This is a genomic window from Klebsiella sp. 10982 (genome assembly GCF_048589245.1).
In the GTDB taxonomy this organism is placed as follows: Bacteria; Pseudomonadota; Gammaproteobacteria; order Enterobacterales; family Enterobacteriaceae; genus Klebsiella; species Klebsiella quasivariicola.
Genome location: NZ_JBMAXV010000028.1, coordinates 60162 through 79082 on the forward strand (window position 1 = coordinate 60162; position 18921 = coordinate 79082).

Sequence of the window (18921 nt, forward strand, 5' to 3'; positions counted from 1 at the left end):
GCGTCAGAAAAACAGTCCGACGTTTTCATACTCGCCACGGAATGATTCCGTGGCTAAAAATGCGTCATGGCGTCAACAAGCCGGTATACCGGCCTGTTTAGGGACGCTCAGAAATAGCCTGCGGATTGTACGTGATAAACATCGCATCCCCGTAGCTAAAAAAGCGATATTTTTGCTCAACCGCCACCTTGTAGGCGTTCATGGTGTGCTGATAACCCGCAAACGCCGACACCAGCATAATCAGTGTGGATTCAGGGAGATGGAAGTTGGTCACCAGCGCATCAATCACCTGGTACTGATAACCCGGATAGATGAAAATCTGCGTATCGTCGAAGAATGGCGCGATCAGCGCGTCTTTCGCCGCCTGCGCCGCGCTCTCCAGCGAGCGTACCGACGTTGTGCCTACCGCGATCACGCGGTTGCCACGCGCTTTTGCCGCCAGCACCGCATCGACCACCTCCTGTGGAACTTCGGCATATTCGGAGTGCATGGTGTGCTCTTCAATGCTGTCGACGCGCACCGGCTGGAAGGTGCCGGCGCCCACGTGCAGGGTAACAAACGCCATCTCAACGCCTTTGGCGCGCAGTTTGTCCAGCAGCGGTTCGTCGAAATGCAGACCGGCGGTCGGGGCGGCTACCGCGCCCGGCCTGGTGCCGTAGACAGTTTGATAGAGCTCGCGGTCGGCGTCTTCGTCCGGGCGGTCAATATAGGGCGGCAGCGGCATATGGCCGATCCCGTTGAGGATCTCCAGCACCGGGCGCTCGTCGTTAAATTCCACTTCAAACAGCGCGCCGTGACGCGCCAGCATGGTGGCCTTAATGCTCTCGTCATCCCCCAGCAGCAGCTCGGCGCCCGGCTTAGGCGCTTTCGAGGCGCGAATATGGGCCAGGATGCGCTTATCATCCAGCATCCGCTCCACCAGCACTTCAATCTTGCCGCCGCTGGCCTTACGACCGAACAGACGCGCCGGGATCACCCGGGTGTTGTTAAACACCAGCAGATCGCCTGGATTAAGCTTATCGAGAATGTCGGTGAAGGTGCCATGCGTCAGCGCGCCCGTCGGCCCGTCCAGGGAGAGCAAGCGACAGCTACTGCGCTCAGGCATCGGATAGTGGGCAATCAGGGATTCGGGTAGTTCAAAAGCAAAATCGGTAACGCGCATGACGATAACTCAGACTAAATAAAGAGGCGGGTAGTCTAGTGCCGGGGCGGTCTGCCTGCAACCTTTACCCCTCCGGATGAATGACATAATCTATATTCCGAATCATTCCGAATGCCGCCATGCGGCAACCGAATGCCTTACCGGTGGCAAAGGTGCCGCGCGCGGCCAGACAGCATGCCATTCGGCCACTGAGGCGCCGTTCAGCACAACATCGGTGACGCCACCCGCCCGCTCGTATTTAAAGGATGTCGTTTTATGAATTTTCTCGCCCACCTGCACCTGGCCCATCTCGCCGACAGTTCGTTGCCCGGCAACCTGATGGCCGACTTCGTGCGCGGCAACCCGCAGGGCGACTATCCGGCGGAGATCATCGACGGCATCTATATGCATCGGCGGATTGACGTGATGACTGACAATCTGGCGGAAGTCAAAGAGGCGCGGGAGTGGTTTCGCCCGCAGACCCGCCGCGTCGCTCCCATCACCCTCGACGTCATGTGGGATCATTTCCTGTCGCAGCACTGGGCGCAGCTCTCCCCTGACCTGCCGCTGGACGAGTTTGTCCGCTACGCCGAGCAGCAGATTGCCCCCGTCCTGCCTGATTCGCCGCCCCGCTTCGTCAATCTCAATCAATACCTGTGGTCGGAGCGCTGGCTGGAGCGCTATCGGGAAATGGAGTTTATTCAGCGTGTGCTGAACGGCATGGCCAGCCGCCGCCCGCGTCTCGAGGCGCTACGCGACTCCTGGCAGGATCTGGACACCCACTACCACCAGCTTGAGGAGCAGTTCTGGCGCTTTTATCCGCAGATGATGCGCCAGGCGGCAAACAAACAGCTGTAATCGCTGCGTCATTGATAGGTAAAAGCTGGCTGAACGATTGTCAGCGCCTCTTTGTGTTATTGCCGGACAGACTCTATACTTGCCCGCGTTGCGTTCCAAATAACCTTAGTAATTACAGGAGAATCAAATGGTTCTGGTCACTCGTCAAGCGCCGGATTTTACTGCAGCCGCTGTGCTGGGTAATGGTGAAATCGTTGAGAAATTCAATTTCAAACAACACACCAACGGTAAACCTACCGTTCTGTTCTTCTGGCCGATGGACTTCACCTTCGTCTGCCCGTCTGAGCTGATCGCGTTCGACAAACGTTACGAAGAATTCCAGAAACGCGGCGTGGAAGTGGTTGGCGTTTCCTTCGACTCCGAGTTCGTGCACAACGCATGGCGTAACACCCCGGTAGACCAGGGCGGTATCGGTCCGGTTAAATACGCGATGGTTGCTGACATCAAACGTGAAATCCAGAAAGCGTACGGTATTGAGCATCCGGACGAAGGCGTAGCGCTGCGCGGCTCCTTCCTGATCGACGCTAACGGCATCGTTCGTCACCAGGTGGTTAACGATCTGCCGCTGGGCCGTAACATCGACGAAATGCTGCGTATGGTTGACGCGCTGCAGTTCCACGAAGAGCACGGTGAAGTTTGCCCGGCTCAGTGGGAAAAAGGGAAAGAAGGTATGGCTGCCTCTCCGGAAGGCGTTGCAAAATACCTGACCGAAAACGTCTCCAGCCTGTAATCGGCACACGTTTTTATAAAAGGCTCGCTCAGGCGGGCCTTTTTTGTTAACGGTGTCAAAATTTAGATAAATGACCCGCCGATATTTGTGACCAGCACTGCACTTCCGCCGAAAAAACGCGTTCTGCTTCTCACTTTTTCTCTGTCAAATTTCAGCGTCAAAACACAAAGCCTTCATAACAGACTGAAAAATATATAAATTATTTATATCGTTTTCTGCCGATACTTTGCCGCCGATGTGATCGCCATCAATATTTAAAACCTCGAATGTGATCTCATCCATCATTTTCATCAATGTATTTGGTCATGATTTGACTCAGGAACAGGAATACGTTCAGGAGCCGAGGATGGATATTATTTTTGACCCTACGTTAATCGCCCTTAAGCAGAATATTTCCCGTGCGGAAGAGGCCATCGAACTGGCGGGTTCATTACTCGCCAGACGCCAGATTTGCAGTGCCGAATATGTCAACGAGATGCTGACGGTATACGAAGATTTCGGTGCCGCCATCGTCCTGGACGACGGGATTGCCATGCCGCACGCTCGCCCGGAAAAAGGGGCATTGCAGACTGGATTTTCGCTTGTCACCACCGCCACGCCACTCACCTTCGGCCACGATGAATTCGACCCGGTTACCGTGGTCATCGCGATCGCCGGCGCGGACGCGGACAGTCATATCAAAATGATCCAACTGATAGCCTCGCTGATCGAGTCAGATATTGTGACCTTTCTTCAGCAGGAAAATGACGTCAATTCAGTCTTACATTTCATCCAAAAACAAATGGAGTAGTCATTATGTTAGTTATCAGAACGGTTTGTGGTAACGGTATTGGCAGCTCATTAATGGCTGCAAATAATGTGAAAAAGATCTGTGAAGAGTTGGGAATCAAAGCGGATGTCGCCTCAGTGGATTTTGCCAACGCCGTCGGAGAAAAAGCCGACCTTTACGTCACGATCAAAGAACTGGCAAATCAATTTCCGGCCCACTGTCATGTCGCCATCATTCGCAGCTACGTCCATAAAGCGAAAATTGCCGAGGATATTACCGACGCATTGACCAAAATTGCGGCGACCCACTCTTAACCAGCATAGAGGGAACGACCATGCAGGCTATTCTTAGTTTCTTAGCGGAAATATTCAGTCAACCCGCCTTTTTAATGGGGCTTATCGCCTTTGTTGGTTTAGTGGCACTGCGCTCGCCTGGCAATAAACTGCTTACTGGCACATTAAAGCCGATTTTAGGCTATTTAATGTTGAGTGCCGGGGCAGGCGTTATCGTTGCCAACCTCAACCCGCTGGGCGGAATTATCGAAGCCGGATTTAATATTCGCGGCGTAATTCCAAACAATGAAGCCATTGTCTCCGTCGCCCAGAAGATGCTGGGCGTGGAAACCATGAGTATTTTGCTGTTAGGCTTTATTTTCAACCTGATTATCGCCCGCTGTACCAAGTATAAATATATCTTTCTGACCGGTCATCACTCGTTCTTTCTCGCCTGCCTGTTTTCCGCCGTTCTGCAGGCGGCGGAGTTTCATGGCTGGATGTTGATCCTGATCGGCGGATTTCTGCTGGGATCATGGTCAGCCATCTCCCCCGCCATTGGTCAACGTTATACCAAGCAGGTCACGGAAGACGGTGGGATTGCCATGGGCCATTTCGGCTCTCTCGGCTACTACCTTTCGGCATGGATCGCCAGCCGGACCGGCAATCCGGCAAACTCCTTCGCCGATACCGAGATTTCAGAGAAATGGGGCTTTCTGCGCGATACCACGGTCACTACCGGTATCGTGATGTTTGTTATCTACTTTGTCTGCAGTGCTGTCGCCGGGTCGGCGTACCTGAGCACTATCACCGATCAAAACATGCTGATCTTCTCGGTGCTGACCGGTCTGCAGTTCGCCGTTGGCGTGGCCATTGTCTACAACGGTGTGCGGCTGATCCTCGGCGATCTGGTGCCGGCATTCCAGGGCATTAGCCAGAAGCTGATCCCGGACTCCATCCCGGCCGTTGACTGCGCGGTATTCTTCACCTTTAGCCCCACCGCGGTGGTGGTGGGATTCATTAGCTCTTTCGTCGGCGGTCTGGTCGGGATGCTCTTCCTCGGCGGACTGGGCATGGCGCTGATTATCCCGGGCATGGTGCCGCACTTCTTCTGCGGCGGCACCTCCGGCGTCTTCGCCGATAAACTGGGCGGTAAGCGCGGATGTATTATCGCCTCCTTTATCGGCGGGATCTTCCTCGCCTTCCTGCCGGCGATGCTGCTGCCGGCGCTCGGCAACCTCGGATTTGAAAACAGCACTTTTGCCGATTTCGACTTCGCGGTGTGGGGCATCATTATCGGTAACGCCTTCACCCAGTTTGGCCAGGTCACTATCTATCTGATTTGTCTGGCACTACTCGTCGCGCTGCTGGCGCCTTTCTGTTTCCGTCACGTACGGGTGGTGGGCGATACGCTCAGCTATGAGGAGCTTACGGCGAAGCAGAAAAAGGAATAAGCGGCGTCATTTTTCCCGGCGGGGAGGCCACGCTCCTCGCCGCTGACAAATAATCAGGAGCGGTTATGGCTATTTTGTCCATTGGATTTGCTTGTTTCGATCAGTTTTTCTTTCTCAATGAATGGCCTCAGGAGAATACCAAAAATTTTTGTCATGATTTTATAGAAAGCGGCGGCGGCCCGGCGGCCAATGCGGCCTGGCTGCTGGGATTATGGGGTGAGGAGGTCTATTACATCGGCCATCTGCATCAGGACCTTTACGGCCAGCGCATTATCGATGAGTTTGCCGAGGCGGGGGTGGATACCAGCCAGGTGGTTTTCTCCGATGACATGATCACTCCGCTGGCCTCGGTGCTGGTCAATCGCTTAACGGGTTCGCGGACGATTATTACCCGCAAGATGCATACCCCTCCTTCCCTGACCTACGATCAAAAGCTCAAACTGGACGATCTCGCCGAACGACTGATTGCTGCCGAGGAGCCGGTCACTATTTTAATTGACGGCCACGAAGCGGAAATTAGTGAATATTTAATTAAGAAGCTTCCTGCCGCCAGAGTGGTGATGGACGGCGGGTCACTGCGTGCCAGCAATATTAAACTGGCGGCCTGGACTGACTATTTTGTGGTTAGCGAACATTTCGCTCGCGATTATATGAGCTATCGCTCACTGAGCAGCGAAGCAGAAATTAAAGCAGCGCTAATTGAGCTGAATAAAATTTGCCGCGGTGAGGCATTTATTACGCTTGGCGAAAAAGGCTACGCCTTTTTAAAAAGCGGCATGCTGCAGATCGTCCCGTCCTGGCTGTGCAATGCCGTTGATACCACCGGTGCCGGGGATGTTTTTCACGGTGCCTTTACCTATGGCGTCCATTATTCGTGGCATATCGATAATATTATTTTATTTGCCAGTCTGACCGCCGCTATTTCTATTGAGAAAAAAGGGGTACGGGAATCAATGCCGGATCTGGCGGTCGTCCACCACTCGCTAAACAGCTATGAGAGAAACTTAAAGCACTATTTTGAAGAATAACTGCATTTAACAAATATCAAGAGGTGAATATGTTAGTGTCGATGAAGGACATGCTTCAGCATGCCCTGCGGGACGGCTACGCCGTCGGTCAGTTCAACATTAATAATCTGGAATGGGTCGGCGCCGTATTAAGCACCGCCCAGCAGTGCCGCTCACCGGTTATTTTGGGCGTGTCCGGCGGCACGGTTAAGCATATGCTCGGGTTAAAATGTATTCATGATATCGTGGTTAACGCCATGGATTATTTACATATTGATATTCCGGTGGCCCTGCATCTGGATCACGGCACCACCCAGGAAGCCTGCGAAGCCGCGATCGCTGCCGGCTTCAGTTCCATTATGTTTGATGGTTCACATCTGCCGTTCAGGGAAAACCTGGCCATCACCCGCCACCTGGTGGAACTGGCGCACAGCAAGGGCATCTCCGTGGAGGCCGAACTGGGCACTATCGCCGGCAGTGAAGACGGTATCGTTAACTCCGAGGTCATCTACGCCGATCCTGAGGAGTGCTATACCCTGGTGACAGAAACGCAGGTGGATTGCCTCGCCGCCGCGCTGGGTTCCACCCATGGCTTGTATAAAGGCAAAGCCAGGCTGGGATTTACCGAGATGAAAGCCATTGCCGAGCGGGTGCAGGTCCCGCTGGTGCTGCACGGCGGCACCGGTATTGCCGATGAGGATATGCGCCGGGCGATCGCCTGCGGCACCGCCAAAATCAACGTTAATACCGAAAACATGTACGCCTGGTGCCAGCAGGTGAAGGCGATCTTTGCCGCCGACACCGGGCACGATGTGAACGATCCGCGGAAAGTCATCACCCAGGGATTACAGCCGGTACGCGAGATGATTGCCCGTCGCATGGCGCTTTTTGGCTCACAGCAACGCTATTGACGCCGGGCCTGTGGCGGAAACCTCCGCCCCGAAGCTGCCGGGGCGGAGACGTCAGTATCAGAAGGCAAAGCAGGAGCAGCCCAGCACGCCCCAGAAAGCTTGCTCATCGGCGACCGGGATCGATGACTTGCGCGCGATGTCATGCTGATGGCCGTGAACGCCGCAGCTGCCGCAGCACTGGTGCATCTGCACCATGGCGCCGATTTTAGCCGCCGCCGGCGGGGCGGAACGGTAATGGCCTGGGACCTTCACCACCGGTGACCACTCCGGCAGCACCGGAATGGGCGGCGGCGCCAGCGGCGAAAAGTGACCGGCAGCGTACACCACTTTGCCGTCAACTACCGTCAGCACCGACTCAATGCCTTTGATCTCCTCTTCCGCGACGCTGAAGTAGTCTTTCGACAGCACCACCAGATCGGCAAGCTGACCGGCGGCCAGGCGGCCTTTCTTGCCCTGCTCGCTGGAGAACCAGGCGCTGCCCGCCGTCCACAGCTCCAGCGCGACATCGCGTGGCAGACGATTATCGTCATCGTACATCGCCATTCCGCCAACGGTGCGCCCGGAGACCAGCCAGTACAGCGCGGTCCACGGGTTATAGCTGGCGACGCGGGTGGCATCGGTACCCAACCCTACCGGCACGTCCAGCGCCAGCATTTTCGCCACCGGCGGGGTATGTTTCACCGCCTCTTTGCCGTAACGATCGACAAAATATTCGCCCTGGAAGGCCATCCGGTGCTGCACCGCAATGCCGCCTCCCAGCGCCTTCACCCGCTCAATGTTACGTTCGGTAATGGTCTCGGCATGATCGAAGAACCAGTGCAGGCCATTGAACGGGATGTCGCGGTTCACCTTCTCAAACACGTCCAGCATCCGGCTAATGGACTCATCATAGGTGGCATGCAGGCGGAACGGCCAGCGATGCTCCACCAGATGGCGCACTACCCGCTCCAGCTCATCTTCCATGCCTTGCGGCAGATCCGGCCGCGGTTGCAGGAAATCTTCAAAATCCGCCGCCGAGAACACCAGCATCTCGCCGGCGCCGTTGGCGCGATAGAAGTCGGTGCCCTGCCCCGGCTTCAGCATATCGGTCCAGCGCTCGAAATCGTCCTGCTCCTGCTTCGGCCGCTGGGTAAACAGGTTGTAGGCGATGCGCACGGTCATCTGATCTTTCGCATGCAGCTGTTCGATAATTTCGTAATCTTCCGGATAGTTCTGGAAGCCGCCCCCGGCGTCGATGGCGCTGGTCAGCCCCAGTCGGTTCAGCTCGCGCATAAACTGGCGGGTGGAGTTCACCTGCAGTTCCAGCGGCAGCTTCGGCCCTTTGGCCAGGGTGGCGTAGAGGATCATGGCGTTCGGTTTAGCGATCAGCATCCCGGTTGGGTTGCCGTGGCTATCGCGGACGATCTCTCCCCCCGCCGGATCCGGTGTCTCTTTGGTATAACCCACAGCTTTCAGCGCCGCGCGGTTCAGCAGCGCGCGATCGTAGAGATGGAGCACAAACACCGGCGTATCAGGCGCCGCCTCGTTCAGCTCTTCCAGCGTCGGCATCCGCCGTTCAGCGAACTGGAATTCGCTCCAGCCGCCGACCACTCGCACCCACTGCGGGGAGGGTGTGCGATCGGCCTGATCCTTCAGCATGCGCAGGGCATCGGCCAGCGAGGGGACGCCCTCCCAGCGGAGTTCAAGGTTGTAGTTCAACCCGCCGCGGATCAGGTGCAGGTGCGAATCGTTGAGGCCCGGGATCACCGTATGCCCTTTGAGATCGACGATTTGCGTCCCCTCGGCGGCAAAGCTCATGATCCGAGCGTGGCTGCCGGTGGCAACAATTTTTCCGTCGGCGATGGCCACGGCTTCCGCCAGCGGGTTCGCGCGATCGAGGGTATGAATCTGACCGTGGGTCAGAATCAGTGTGGCAGTTTGCGACATAACGCACTCCTTGAGGAGGCTGACTCAGTTTTTCTTTAACCAGCCAGCAAACAGGCGGGTCACGATGGGCATCCAGAACCAGACCACCAGCGCAACCACGCAGGCATCATTGATGAGGTGCAGCAGCAGGCTTCCTTTAAGCGACGGTAACAGTGTGCCAGTGACCGCAGGCACCAGGTTGGTGCTGGGAAAAATCACCAGCAGGGTGATCAGAAACTGTTTCCAGCGCCGCGGCTGGCGTACGTTCGCCGCCGGCGGGGTAAACCAGAAGGCCGGTTCGGTCCGCACTTCCGTCCGATCGCCTTCCGTCAGCAGCGGGGCAATCTCAGCCACCAGCTGACGGCGGGTTTCCGACTGCGTCCAGGCGTAGAGGTGCTCCAGCGTGTCGAAGCGGATAATGACGCTCCACAGATTCTGCCCTGCGGCGGGACGGATCACATTCGCCCCGAGATGGCCGGGAAATTCTGCCGCAATGGGCATGATTTTACCCAGCCACTCTTCGTAGCGCTGGCTGTGTTGCGGATCGAGCAGATGGCTGATAACCAGGGTCACCGATTTTTGCTGCGCCATGACGAGTTCCTTGCTTCAGGGAAATGGCAGGATGGTTCCCGCCATTAGCCATAGATGACCATACACAACATCATTCATGCTGCGTCGAGGCGGCAAGTTCGTTCGTCCCGGCGAGCTGACATAAGTCAGTGAGCGGGGCGGACAAACGCAGCCAACAAAGAGGCAGCCTGAAGGATAAAGTGATTTACGCTTTACGCTCCGGCGCGCCATGCACCATGGTATAAGCGTAATCCACGCCCATCCCGTAGGCGCCGCTGTGTTCGCGCACCAGATCCATTACCGCATCGTAGGTCGCTTTGCGTGACCAGTCGCGCTGGTACTCCAGCAGCACCTGCTGCCAGGTCACCGGCACGGCGCCCGCCTGCACCATCCGATCAATGGAACGCTCATGAGCGTCAACGGAGGTGCCGCCGGAAGTATCCGTCACCACGTAAACTTCATAGCCCGCTTCCAGCGCCATCAGCGCCGGGAACGTCAGGCAGACTTCGGTCCACAGGGCGGAGATCACCAGTTTTTTACGGCCGGTCGCTTTCACCGCGGCGACAAACGCGTCGTCTTCCCAGGAGTTCATTGAGGTACGTTCAATCGGCTTCACGTCAGGGTGTACAGCCAATAATTCCGGCCAGATATAACCGCTAAAGCTTTTGGTCTCTACGGAGGTATAAATCATCGGCACATTGAAAATTTTACCGGCTTTCGCCAGCGCCACGGTGTTATTTTTCAGGGTCTGGCGATCGATATTCGCCACGCCAAATGACATCTGCGGCTGGTGGTCAATAAAGATAAGCGCGGAATTAGTGGGATCGAGCAGTTCACGAATAGACATTAAATACCCTATTAATCAATGAGTTAACAAGATGACATGATGGTTAATGTGTCGTGTGGATCCTGAGTGATAAAGCATGTTGAGTATAGCCAGTAATTTCTAACAACTTATTAAGGTTTTTTTATGGTTTATATTTTTTGCCGCGACCGAAATTTATTCACGTCGGTTTTAATCAAATTTTTACGTCAAACTGTTCTGATTTATTCACTGGCTTTGATTATTGCGCTTAGGTACAACAGGGGAAAACAAATTAATGGATAGCTTCACATGCGCGTAAACTTTGATGTATTGATGATCCTTGATGCCCTGGACCGACACGGCTCTTTCGCCACCGCCGCGGAGTCGTTGTATAAAACCCCTGCCGCCCTGAGCTATATGATCCAGAAGCTGGAGAGCGATCTGGACATCGTACTATTGGATCGTTCCGGCCATCGGGCAAAATTTACCGATACCGGCCGGCTGATGCTGGAGAAGGGGCGGCAGCTGTTGAACGCCGCCAGAGATCTGGAAAAGCAGGCCCAGCAGCTGAGCGCGGGCTGGGAGCGAGAGCTAGCCATCGCCCTTGACGCCTCGTTTCCTTTTTCTGCCCTGCTGCCGCTGATCGCCGAGTTTTACGCGCAAAACCCGCAGACGCGACTGAACTTCAGCCATCATACCCTCGCCGGTTCGTGGGAAGAGCTGACCCATCATGGCGCGGATATCATTCTCGGCGCCATCAATGAGCCGCCCACCTCCGCGGAGTGGTCATGGCAAACCCTCGGCACGCTGGATAATCTCTTCGTGGTCGCCCCGGACCACCCGCTGGCTCAGGCGAAGGGGCCGCTGACCAATAAACAGCTCAGCCAGCATCGGGCCATCGTGATCCGCGACAGCGCCCGCTACTGCCATCCGCTGAACAGCAATCTTCTCGACGAGCAGCCGCAAATCGGCGTCGATGATTTCAGCAGTAAAGTCGAACTGCTGTGCGCCGGGCTGGGCTGCGGCTTTCTGCCGCGTCATATCGCCCGCCCGTGGCTGGAAAAAGGCAGTCTGGTGGAAAAAAGCGTCGCCAGCTGGCGGGAAAAGGATATTACCTATATGGCCTGGCGCAGCGGGAATGATGGGCTGGCTCAGCGCTGGTGGCGGGAGGCACTCCTCGACGACGACCTGCTGAGCCAGCTCTACCGTTAACGGCCTGACCAGACGCTGGCGGAGATAGCCGGGAGGGTCAGCACCCCGTCCTGGAAGGCGCCAGCGCCCTCCTGCAGCGTCCACCCGGCCACATTCAGCAGCGGGGAATCCTCGATAACCACTTCGCAGGCTTCCCCGCGGTTAATCGCCACCAGCACCCGCTGCTGTTTGTAGACGCGGACAAACACCACCACGTTATCCTCGGCGTAAATCACCTTACAGCCGCCGTAGCGCAGCGCCTGGTGGGCCTTACGCAGTTTCGCCATTCGCTGATACAGCGCCAGCAGCTGGGTATCCTGCAGCGCCGGGTCCCACGGGAACGGTTTACGGCAGAACGGATCGTTATTGCCATCCACCCCCACCTCGTCGCCGTAGTAAATGCACGGTACCCCCGGCCAGCTGAACAGCCACACCACCGCCAGCGGCAGGCGCGCCACGTCTTTGCCCAGCAGAGATTTAAAGCGCGCCGTATCATGGCTGTCGAGCTGGTTAAACATCCGCAGCTGCTGCTGATGCGACAGTCCGGCGCGATAATTATCCATCCACGCCATACAGGTCTGGGCGTCTATCTTCTGCGGATCGTAGGAGATATCGGTATTGGCAAGGAATCCCCAGATCGGGAAGGTAAAGCCGCGATAGTTCATCGCCGCATCTTCGGCATCCGCCTGCAGCCACTGGCGCGCGTCGCCAAAATGTTCGCCAAAGACAAAGGCTTCCGGCTGCGCTTGCTTCGCCGACTGGGTAATGCCGGCGATATGCTGCAGGTTATTCCGCGCCCCGCCGCCTTCGCCCAGCATATGCACCACGTCCAGGCGCCAGCCGTCCATGCTCCACGGCGCCTTCAGCCAGTGGCGTACAATGCTGTCCTCACCGGCATAGATCTCGTTGACCAGGCTGGTCGACCGATAGTCGAGCTTCGGCAGACTGGCATAGCCCAACCAGTTGTGCGCCTGCCCCTCCTCTGAGAAGGTAAACCAGTCGCGCCACGGCGAATCCGGGGAATGGCCAGCGCCACCGCTGCCCTGCTGGTGGCGGTCGAACCAGGGATGGGAATCGCCGGTATGGTTGAACACGCCGTCGAGGATCATGCGCATCCCCGCCCGCTGGGTGTTGTGGCGCAGCCGGAGCAGCGCCGCGTCGCCGCCAAACTGCGGATCGACGCGCCGATAATCCTCGGTATCGTATTTATGCACGCTGGGGGCGGCGAAAACCGGGTTCAGATAGAGGGCGGTGACGCCGAGCTGCTTCAGATACGGAAGTTTTTCGCTGATGCCGTCGAGATCGCCGCCGTAGAACGTCGACCCGCCCGCTTCGCCGGTTAGCGGTTCGTCCCACGCCTTGCGCACAATCTCCCGTCCCGCCGCATGATGGTAATAGACTGCATCCTGGTCAGCCTCACGTGCGGCGCTGCGGGCAAAGCGATCGGGGAAAATCTGATAGAAAACCTGATCGGCCACCCACTGCGGGCCGGCATCCGGCAGGTCAATGGCGAACTGCTCCAGCCTGGCCGGCGGGAAGCGGGTGAAACCTTGTGGCGTAAACCAGCGCTGATGGTCGGCCCACAGCAGCTTAAAGCTGTAGCGACGGCGCGGCTGACCGCTGGCGAGAGAGATTTCACCGCGCCATGCCACCACGCCAGGCTGCGGCGCCTGACGGAGCCGCTGCATCGGCAGCGACAGCTCTTCGTTATCCTCTTCCGCGCGCAGCGTAACCCGCTGCGGCAGCGCCTCACCGCTTAACCACAGGGTAATAAACAGTCGGTCCTGTTGCACCTTGATAAAGGGTGCAACCGGAAGGTGCCATGCCTTCAACATCGTGAATCCTCATTGTGCAGAATGGGCACACCTTGCCATAGCCATCAGGCGCAGAACTCATCGTCACAGGATTTTTTGGGGGAGGATAACGGGGGAGGACGCCATACCACAAGCCGCCCCGGTCGCGCTGTGCTGACCGGGGCGGTGTTGATTACTGCGCCTGCGCCAGACGGCGCTCACGGCGGGTCTTAAAGACCCAGCCCAACAGCAGCAGGGCGATCCATGCTATACCGACGTACAGCGAGATACGGGTATCAGGATGATAGCCGATCAGGGCGATAATAAAGGCCAGGAACAGCAGACCAATCACCGTGGTCACCACCCCGCCAGGGACTTTGAACTTGAGCGCCTTGACCTCTTCTGGCGACAGACGGCGGCGGAAGGCAATCTGTGACAGCAGGATCATAATCCATACCCATACGGTGGCGAAGGTGGCCAGAGAGGCGATCACCAGGAAGACGTTTTCCGGCATGATGTAATTGAGATACACCGCAAACAGCAGCGCAATGGTCATCACCATCACCGTCACCCACGGAATACCGCGACGCGAGGTTTTGGCGAACACTTTGGGCGCACTGCCCTGCTCAGCCATGCCGTGCAGCATACGGCCCACGCCAAACACGTCAGAGTTAATCGCCGACAGCGAAGCCGTGAGGACCACGAAGTTAAGAATACTGGCCGCGAAGGTAATGCCCAGATGCTGGAAGGTGAGGACAAAGGGACTGCCGTCGGTTCCCACCTGGTTCCACGGATAGATGGACATAATGACGAACAGCGTGCCGACATAGAACACCAGAATGCGCATCGGCACCGAGTTAATGGCGCGCGGAATAGATTTCTCCGGGTCTTTCGCCTCACCGGCGGTAATACCGATGATTTCGATGCCGCCGTAGGCGAACATCACCATCTGCAGCGACATCACCATCCCCAGCCAGCCGTTGCTGAAGAAGCCGCCGTTGCTCCACAGGTTATGAATCCCCGTCGGCTGGCCGCCGTTGCCGATCCCCCAGATAATGATGCCGAAACCGGCGAGGATCATGATGATGATAGTGGCCACTTTGAAGAATGAGAACCAGAACTCCAGCTCGCCAAACACCTTAACGCTCATCAGGTTAACGGCGCAGATGATCAGCACTACGCTGAGCACCCAGATCCAGTGCGGCACCGTCGGAAACCAGACGCCCATATAGATACCAAAGGCGGTAACGTCAGCGATGGCGACGATCAGAATTTCAAAGCAGTAGGTCCAGCCGGTGATATAGCCCGCCAGACCGCCAAGGTTTTCCTGGGCATAGCGGGAGAAGGAGCTGGCGGAAGGGTTATGCACCGACATCTCACCGAGCGCCCGCATAATAATATATGCCGCGACGCCGCCGATAATGTAGGCCAACAGTACGCTGGGTCCGGCCATCTTAATGGCGTCGGCTGAGCCGTAAAAAAGCCCGGTGCCGATGGCGGAACCCAGGGCCATAAAGCGGATATGCCGGGTGCTTAGCCCGCGCTTAAGCTTGTTACTACTTTCCATCGTGGTCTTTTCAATGCCGTTTAACACAAAAAATAAAAAACCACGGAACCCGAAGTCCCGTGGTTAAACGCTTGTCCTCAACGCCAGTTAATGCGCGCTGGAAGTCACCTGACGTCCGGCAGTGCGATCCCAAATCACCGCGAGGATCACCATCACGGCGGTGGGCATCAGCCAGGCCAGGCCCTGCTCCGCCAGCGGCAGACGCGCGGTCCAGCCCGGCAGAATTGCGGCAAACGCCGATGACTTAATCCCGTCAATGATACCAAACATCAGGCTGATAAACATGGCCGGTGCGATAACGCGGGACGAATTATGCCACCAACCGCGGGTAAAGCTTAATACAACCAGTGCGATACACGGTGGATAGATAGCGGTCAGTACCGGAATCGACACCTGAATCAGGTGGCTCAGGCCGAGGTTGGAAACTGCCATCGAGAACAGGCCGAGGATAAACACCAGCGTGCGATAGGAGAACGGCAGATACTGGGCAAAGAACTCAGCGCAGGCACAGGTCAGGCCTACCGCCGTCACCAGACAGGCAATGAAGATCAGCGCCGCCAGCAGGAAGCTGCCCGCCCCGCCGAAGGTATGCTGCACATAGGCGTGGAGGATCGCCGCGCCGTTGGCGGTCTGGTCCACGAGGGTGGCGCTGTCAGAGCCCAGACGGAACAGCGCCAGGTACAGCAGGGTCAGACCGACGCCCGCCATCAGGCCAGCCCAGACGGTGTAGCGGGTCAACAGACGCGCTTCGCTGACGCCGCGAGAGCGTGCCGCATTGACAATGACGATCCCGAACACCATCGCGCCGAGGGTGTCCATGGTCAGGTAGCCGTTGACGAAGCCATTGGAGAATGGCGCGGTACGATACGCTTCCAGCGCATCGCTAATCGGGCCCGCCGGCCAGATGATGGCGGCAACCGACAGCACGATCAGGGCAATAATTTTCAGCGGCGCAAGGAAATTGCCGACCGTATCCAGCAGTTTACCCGGATAGAGCGAAACCAGGATCACCAGCGCGAAGTAGATAACGCTGTAGATCAGCAGCGGCAGCGGACCGTCGCCGGTCAGCGGGGCAATCCCAACTTCAAAGGAGACGGTTGCGGTACGCGGGGTCGCGAACAGCGGTCCCACCGCGAGATAACACACCACCGCCAGCAGGATACCCGCCACTTTACCAATCGGGGTGCTCAGGCTTTCAACGCCGCCGCCAACTTTCGCCAGCGCGACCACCGTCAGCACCGGCAGCCCCACCGCAGTGATCAGAAAGCCGATCGCCGCCGTCCAGACGTGCTCGCCCGCCTGTAAGCCCACCATCGGAGGGAAAATAATGTTGCCTGCGCCAACGAACAACGCGAAGGTCATAAAGCCCAACGCTATGATGTCGCGAGATTTTAACTGATGGGTCATAAATTCATTACTGCCTGTGGATGTGGTGTTGTAAATAAATGGAAAAATACCGCGCTCCCCTCTCAGGGACGATACAGCGGCCATTGCCGGTAAACTTAGCGAGATATGCTCCCGAAGCGGCGTGGGAAAGAATTGTTTTTGGTATTACCACGCAAAAGCAGTCTGTCATCGACTGCGCTGGCGCAATTTAAACGCTTATAACGTTTTAAAGCAAGGCACGATCGCAAAAGCAGATGATTATGCTGGTTATGCCTTTCATGCCAGAATCATTTACCATATTGATGGAAAACCTGTGGCTTATCATGCGAACAAAAAAGCAGCACACGTTCATTAAATAGGCGAGCAAAAAACGACTGCCAATGAAAATGACCAGCAGAAGCTGGTCATTGGCAAGATAAGCTGACAGCGCGCCGTTCAGTCGTCGTTTCTGGCAATTAATCGTTCCGGAAGCAGGAAACTAAAACGGGTTCCCTTGCCCACCGTACTGTCGATTTCCAGCCGGCTGTCATGATGGTTAACCGCGTGTTTGACGATCGCCAGACCCAGGCCGCTGCCGCCGGTTTGTCGGGAGCGAGCCTTATCCACCCGATAAAAACGCTCGGTCAGGCGGGGAAGATGCTCCGGTGCAATGCCCGGTCCATTATCCTCAACGCTGAACAGCGCCCCCTGCGGCGTTCGCTGCCAGCTGACGCGAATTTCGGTCCCCGGCGGGGTGTGGTTCACCGCGTTATAAACCAGGTTAGAAATGGCGCTGCGCAGCTGCTCTTCATTGCCCAGCACCTTAAGGTGTTCATCGACAGTAAAAAACAACGTCTGCTTATCCTGACTGAGGGTTTGCGCCTCACGCTCCACCACCCGCAGCATCATCGGTACGTCGATGCGGTCATTCATCGCCAGCGCCGGTGCGGCTTCAATACGCGACAGCGTCAGCAGCTGCTTTACTAAACCTTCCATACGCTGGGTTTGCTCACGCATGGTGTGCAGGGCTTTTTCCCGGGTCGCCCCTTCCAGCACCTGCTCCTGCATCATCTCCAGATAGCCCTGCAGCACCGTCAGCGGGGTGCGCAGTTCATGGCTGACGTTGGCGAAAAAGTTTCGCCGCGCCCCTTCCAGCTGATGCATCTGCGTCACGTCGCGCGCCACCATCAGCCACTGCTTGTCGGTGTAAGGCATCACGCGAATTTCCAGATGGCGAGCGTTATTGAGCACCAGGTTGAGTGGCTTAGAAAAATCACGCTGTTTCAGATAGTTGGCGAACTCGGGATAGCGCAGAAGGTTGAGAATATTTTGACCACTGTCGTCCGGCCAGCGCAGGTTTAAAATCTGCTGCGCGAGGCCATTACACCAGAAAATGGCCCCCTCTTCCGTGGTCAGGACGACCGCATCCGGCAGCGATTCCGCGCCGCTGCGAAAGCGTTTAATCAGGCTTCCCAGCTCACGTCGACGCTTTTTATTACGCATCTGCATCTGATGCAGACCATACAGCAACGGTTCCCAGCTACCGCGGCCAGGCGGGGGAGTCATGCTCCGATCTACCCATAGCCACCACGATAAACGCATCAAATTCCAGAAATGCCAGATCAGCAAACCGGTCACTGCCGCCAGTAAAAACCACGGCAAATGCCCCCAAAATGCCCCCAGAATCAGGGCCGGAATACACGCTAAAAAGAGCTCCAGCGCCAGCCTTTTCCATGACAGCCGTTCCAGCACGGGTCACACTCCTGTCGAAATTCAGAAACGGGCGGAGAAACGATAGCCCGTGCCGCGAACCGTTTGCACCATGCGATCATGGCCACTGTGTTCCAGCGCTTTGCGCAGGCGGCGAATATGGACGTCCACCGTACGGTCTTCCACATAGACGTTGGTTCCCCAGACGTGGTTCAGCAGCTGCTCGCGGCTGTACACTCGCTCCGGGTGGGTCATAAAGAAGTGCAATAATTTAAATTCCGTCGGTCCCATGTCCAGCGGACTTTCGCCAGTCATCACCCGGTGCGACGAGGGATCGAGGCTCAGACCCTGCATTTCAATCACCTCTTCCACCGCCATTGGCGAAATGCGGCGCATCACCGCTTTGATCCGCGCCACCAGCTCTTTCGGAGAGAAAGGCTTGGTAATGTAGTCGTCCGCGCCGGTCTCCAGACCGCGAACGCGATCTTCTTCTTCCCCACGCGCGGTCAGCATCACCACCGGGATATCCCGCGTCATCGCCTCACGCTTGAGCAGCTTAATAAACTGCAGCCCCGAACCACCCGGCAGCATCCAGTCAAGGAGAATCAAATCAGGCCAGGGTTCATTGAGTTGATTCACCGCGCTGTCATAATCTTCCGCCTCAACGGGCTGAAAGCCATTTTGCTCCAGAACAAAGCAGACCATTTCGCGGATTGGAGCTTCATCTTCAACGACCAGAATTCTTCTCGCCATTATTTACCCTGTGTTTTTTAGCCATCAGTATAGGAGTGCGGCGTCATTATGCGTCACTTTTGTGACAGATTTATGAAAAAAATGACGGTCTGATGATCTAATGCCGATCAGTTAATGATC

General features: G+C 56.6%; 19 protein-coding genes. 8 read left to right on the forward strand and 11 right to left on the reverse strand.

From position 1 onward, the window contains the following. Positions 1–97: 97 nt before the first annotated feature. Together queA and ACKLKD_RS19335 are read right to left on the reverse strand one after the other, a co-directional pair. Positions 98–1162 (reverse strand): tRNA preQ1(34) S-adenosylmethionine ribosyltransferase-isomerase QueA, encoded by a 1065-nt coding sequence (gene queA, locus ACKLKD_RS19330; RefSeq protein WP_002890390.1) that lies wholly within the window; start codon positions 1160–1162, stop codon positions 98–100. A gap of 64 nt (positions 1163–1226) precedes the next feature. Beyond that, positions 1227–1343: a hypothetical protein gene (locus ACKLKD_RS19335; RefSeq protein ID WP_165931835.1), complete on the reverse strand. Its 117-nt coding sequence runs from the start codon at positions 1341–1343 to the stop codon at positions 1227–1229. A 74-nt stretch (positions 1344–1417) separates the two neighbouring features. On the opposite strand from ACKLKD_RS19335, the gene acpH reads away from it, so the two are divergent. Further along, positions 1418–1999, forward strand: a complete 582-nt coding sequence (gene acpH / locus ACKLKD_RS19340) for an ACP phosphodiesterase (protein ID WP_080924515.1) — start codon at positions 1418–1420, stop codon at positions 1997–1999. Between the two features lie 127 nt (positions 2000–2126). Then, positions 2127–2729 (forward strand): peroxiredoxin, encoded by a 603-nt coding sequence (locus ACKLKD_RS19345; RefSeq protein WP_002890386.1) that lies wholly within the window; start codon positions 2127–2129, stop codon positions 2727–2729. Between the two features lie 144 nt (positions 2730–2873). Here the strand turns inward: ACKLKD_RS19345 and ACKLKD_RS19350 are convergent, their stop codons facing one another. Further along, entirely contained in the window at positions 2874–3020 is a 147-nt protein-coding gene (locus tag ACKLKD_RS19350; RefSeq protein ID WP_165931836.1) for a hypothetical protein, read from the reverse strand. 55 nt (positions 3021–3075) lie between these two features. On the opposite strand from ACKLKD_RS19350, the gene ACKLKD_RS19355 reads away from it, so the two are divergent. The 5 genes from ACKLKD_RS19355 (at position 3076) to fba (ending at position 7142) form a co-directional block, all read left to right on the forward strand. Then, positions 3076–3519 (forward strand): PTS sugar transporter subunit IIA, encoded by a 444-nt coding sequence (locus tag ACKLKD_RS19355; RefSeq protein ID WP_025710631.1) that lies wholly within the window; start codon positions 3076–3078, stop codon positions 3517–3519. A gap of 5 nt (positions 3520–3524) precedes the next feature. Further along, positions 3525–3812: a PTS sugar transporter subunit IIB gene (locus tag ACKLKD_RS19360; protein ID WP_061155585.1), complete on the forward strand. Its 288-nt coding sequence runs from the start codon at positions 3525–3527 to the stop codon at positions 3810–3812. A 20-nt stretch (positions 3813–3832) separates the two neighbouring features. After that, complete coding sequence (locus ACKLKD_RS19365; protein ID WP_025710630.1) at positions 3833–5224, forward strand: PTS ascorbate transporter subunit IIC; 1392 nt, start codon at positions 3833–3835, stop codon at positions 5222–5224. 65 nt (positions 5225–5289) lie between these two features. Then, complete coding sequence (locus tag ACKLKD_RS19370) at positions 5290–6252, forward strand: carbohydrate kinase family protein (protein ID WP_087805731.1); 963 nt, start codon at positions 5290–5292, stop codon at positions 6250–6252. Between the two features lie 35 nt (positions 6253–6287). Then, on the forward strand, positions 6288–7142 hold the full coding sequence (fba, locus tag ACKLKD_RS19375; protein WP_165931885.1) for a class II fructose-1,6-bisphosphate aldolase: 855 nt from the start codon (positions 6288–6290) through the stop codon (positions 7140–7142). Between the two features lie 57 nt (positions 7143–7199). Here the strand turns inward: fba and ACKLKD_RS19380 are convergent, their stop codons facing one another. From ACKLKD_RS19380 to ACKLKD_RS19390, 3 genes are all read right to left on the reverse strand, one after another. Continuing rightward, positions 7200–9068, reverse strand: a complete 1869-nt coding sequence (locus ACKLKD_RS19380) for an amidohydrolase (RefSeq protein WP_025710627.1) — start codon at positions 9066–9068, stop codon at positions 7200–7202. A gap of 24 nt (positions 9069–9092) precedes the next feature. Then, entirely contained in the window at positions 9093–9638 is a 546-nt protein-coding gene (locus tag ACKLKD_RS19385) for an antibiotic biosynthesis monooxygenase (protein ID WP_025710626.1), read from the reverse strand. Between the two features lie 184 nt (positions 9639–9822). Further along, positions 9823–10464 (reverse strand): hydrolase, encoded by a 642-nt coding sequence (locus ACKLKD_RS19390; RefSeq protein ID WP_025710625.1) that lies wholly within the window; start codon positions 10462–10464, stop codon positions 9823–9825. Between the two features lie 267 nt (positions 10465–10731). On the opposite strand from ACKLKD_RS19390, the gene ACKLKD_RS19395 reads away from it, so the two are divergent. Beyond that, positions 10732–11634 (forward strand): LysR family transcriptional regulator, encoded by a 903-nt coding sequence (locus tag ACKLKD_RS19395; protein ID WP_025710624.1) that lies wholly within the window; start codon positions 10732–10734, stop codon positions 11632–11634. On the opposite strand, the gene malZ is transcribed toward ACKLKD_RS19395, so the two are convergent. The 5 genes from malZ to phoB form a co-directional block, all read right to left on the reverse strand. Continuing rightward, on the reverse strand, positions 11631–13448 hold the full coding sequence (gene malZ, locus ACKLKD_RS19400; protein WP_087805729.1) for a maltodextrin glucosidase: 1818 nt from the start codon (positions 13446–13448) through the stop codon (positions 11631–11633). The genes ACKLKD_RS19395 and malZ overlap by 4 nt on opposite strands. Before the next feature lie 151 nt (positions 13449–13599). Beyond that, entirely contained in the window at positions 13600–14973 is a 1374-nt protein-coding gene (gene proY / locus ACKLKD_RS19405) for a proline-specific permease ProY (RefSeq protein ID WP_025710622.1), read from the reverse strand. Positions 14974–15060: 87 nt separating this feature from the next. Further along, entirely contained in the window at positions 15061–16380 is a 1320-nt protein-coding gene (gene brnQ / locus ACKLKD_RS19410) for a branched-chain amino acid transporter carrier protein BrnQ (protein ID WP_087805727.1), read from the reverse strand. A gap of 414 nt (positions 16381–16794) precedes the next feature. Continuing rightward, positions 16795–18090, reverse strand: a complete 1296-nt coding sequence (gene phoR, locus ACKLKD_RS19415) for a phosphate regulon sensor histidine kinase PhoR (protein WP_080924517.1) — start codon at positions 18088–18090, stop codon at positions 16795–16797. Positions 18091–18111: 21 nt separating this feature from the next. Further along, complete coding sequence (gene phoB / locus ACKLKD_RS19420; protein ID WP_004204861.1) at positions 18112–18801, reverse strand: phosphate response regulator transcription factor PhoB; 690 nt, start codon at positions 18799–18801, stop codon at positions 18112–18114. Positions 18802–18921 lie beyond the last annotated feature (120 nt).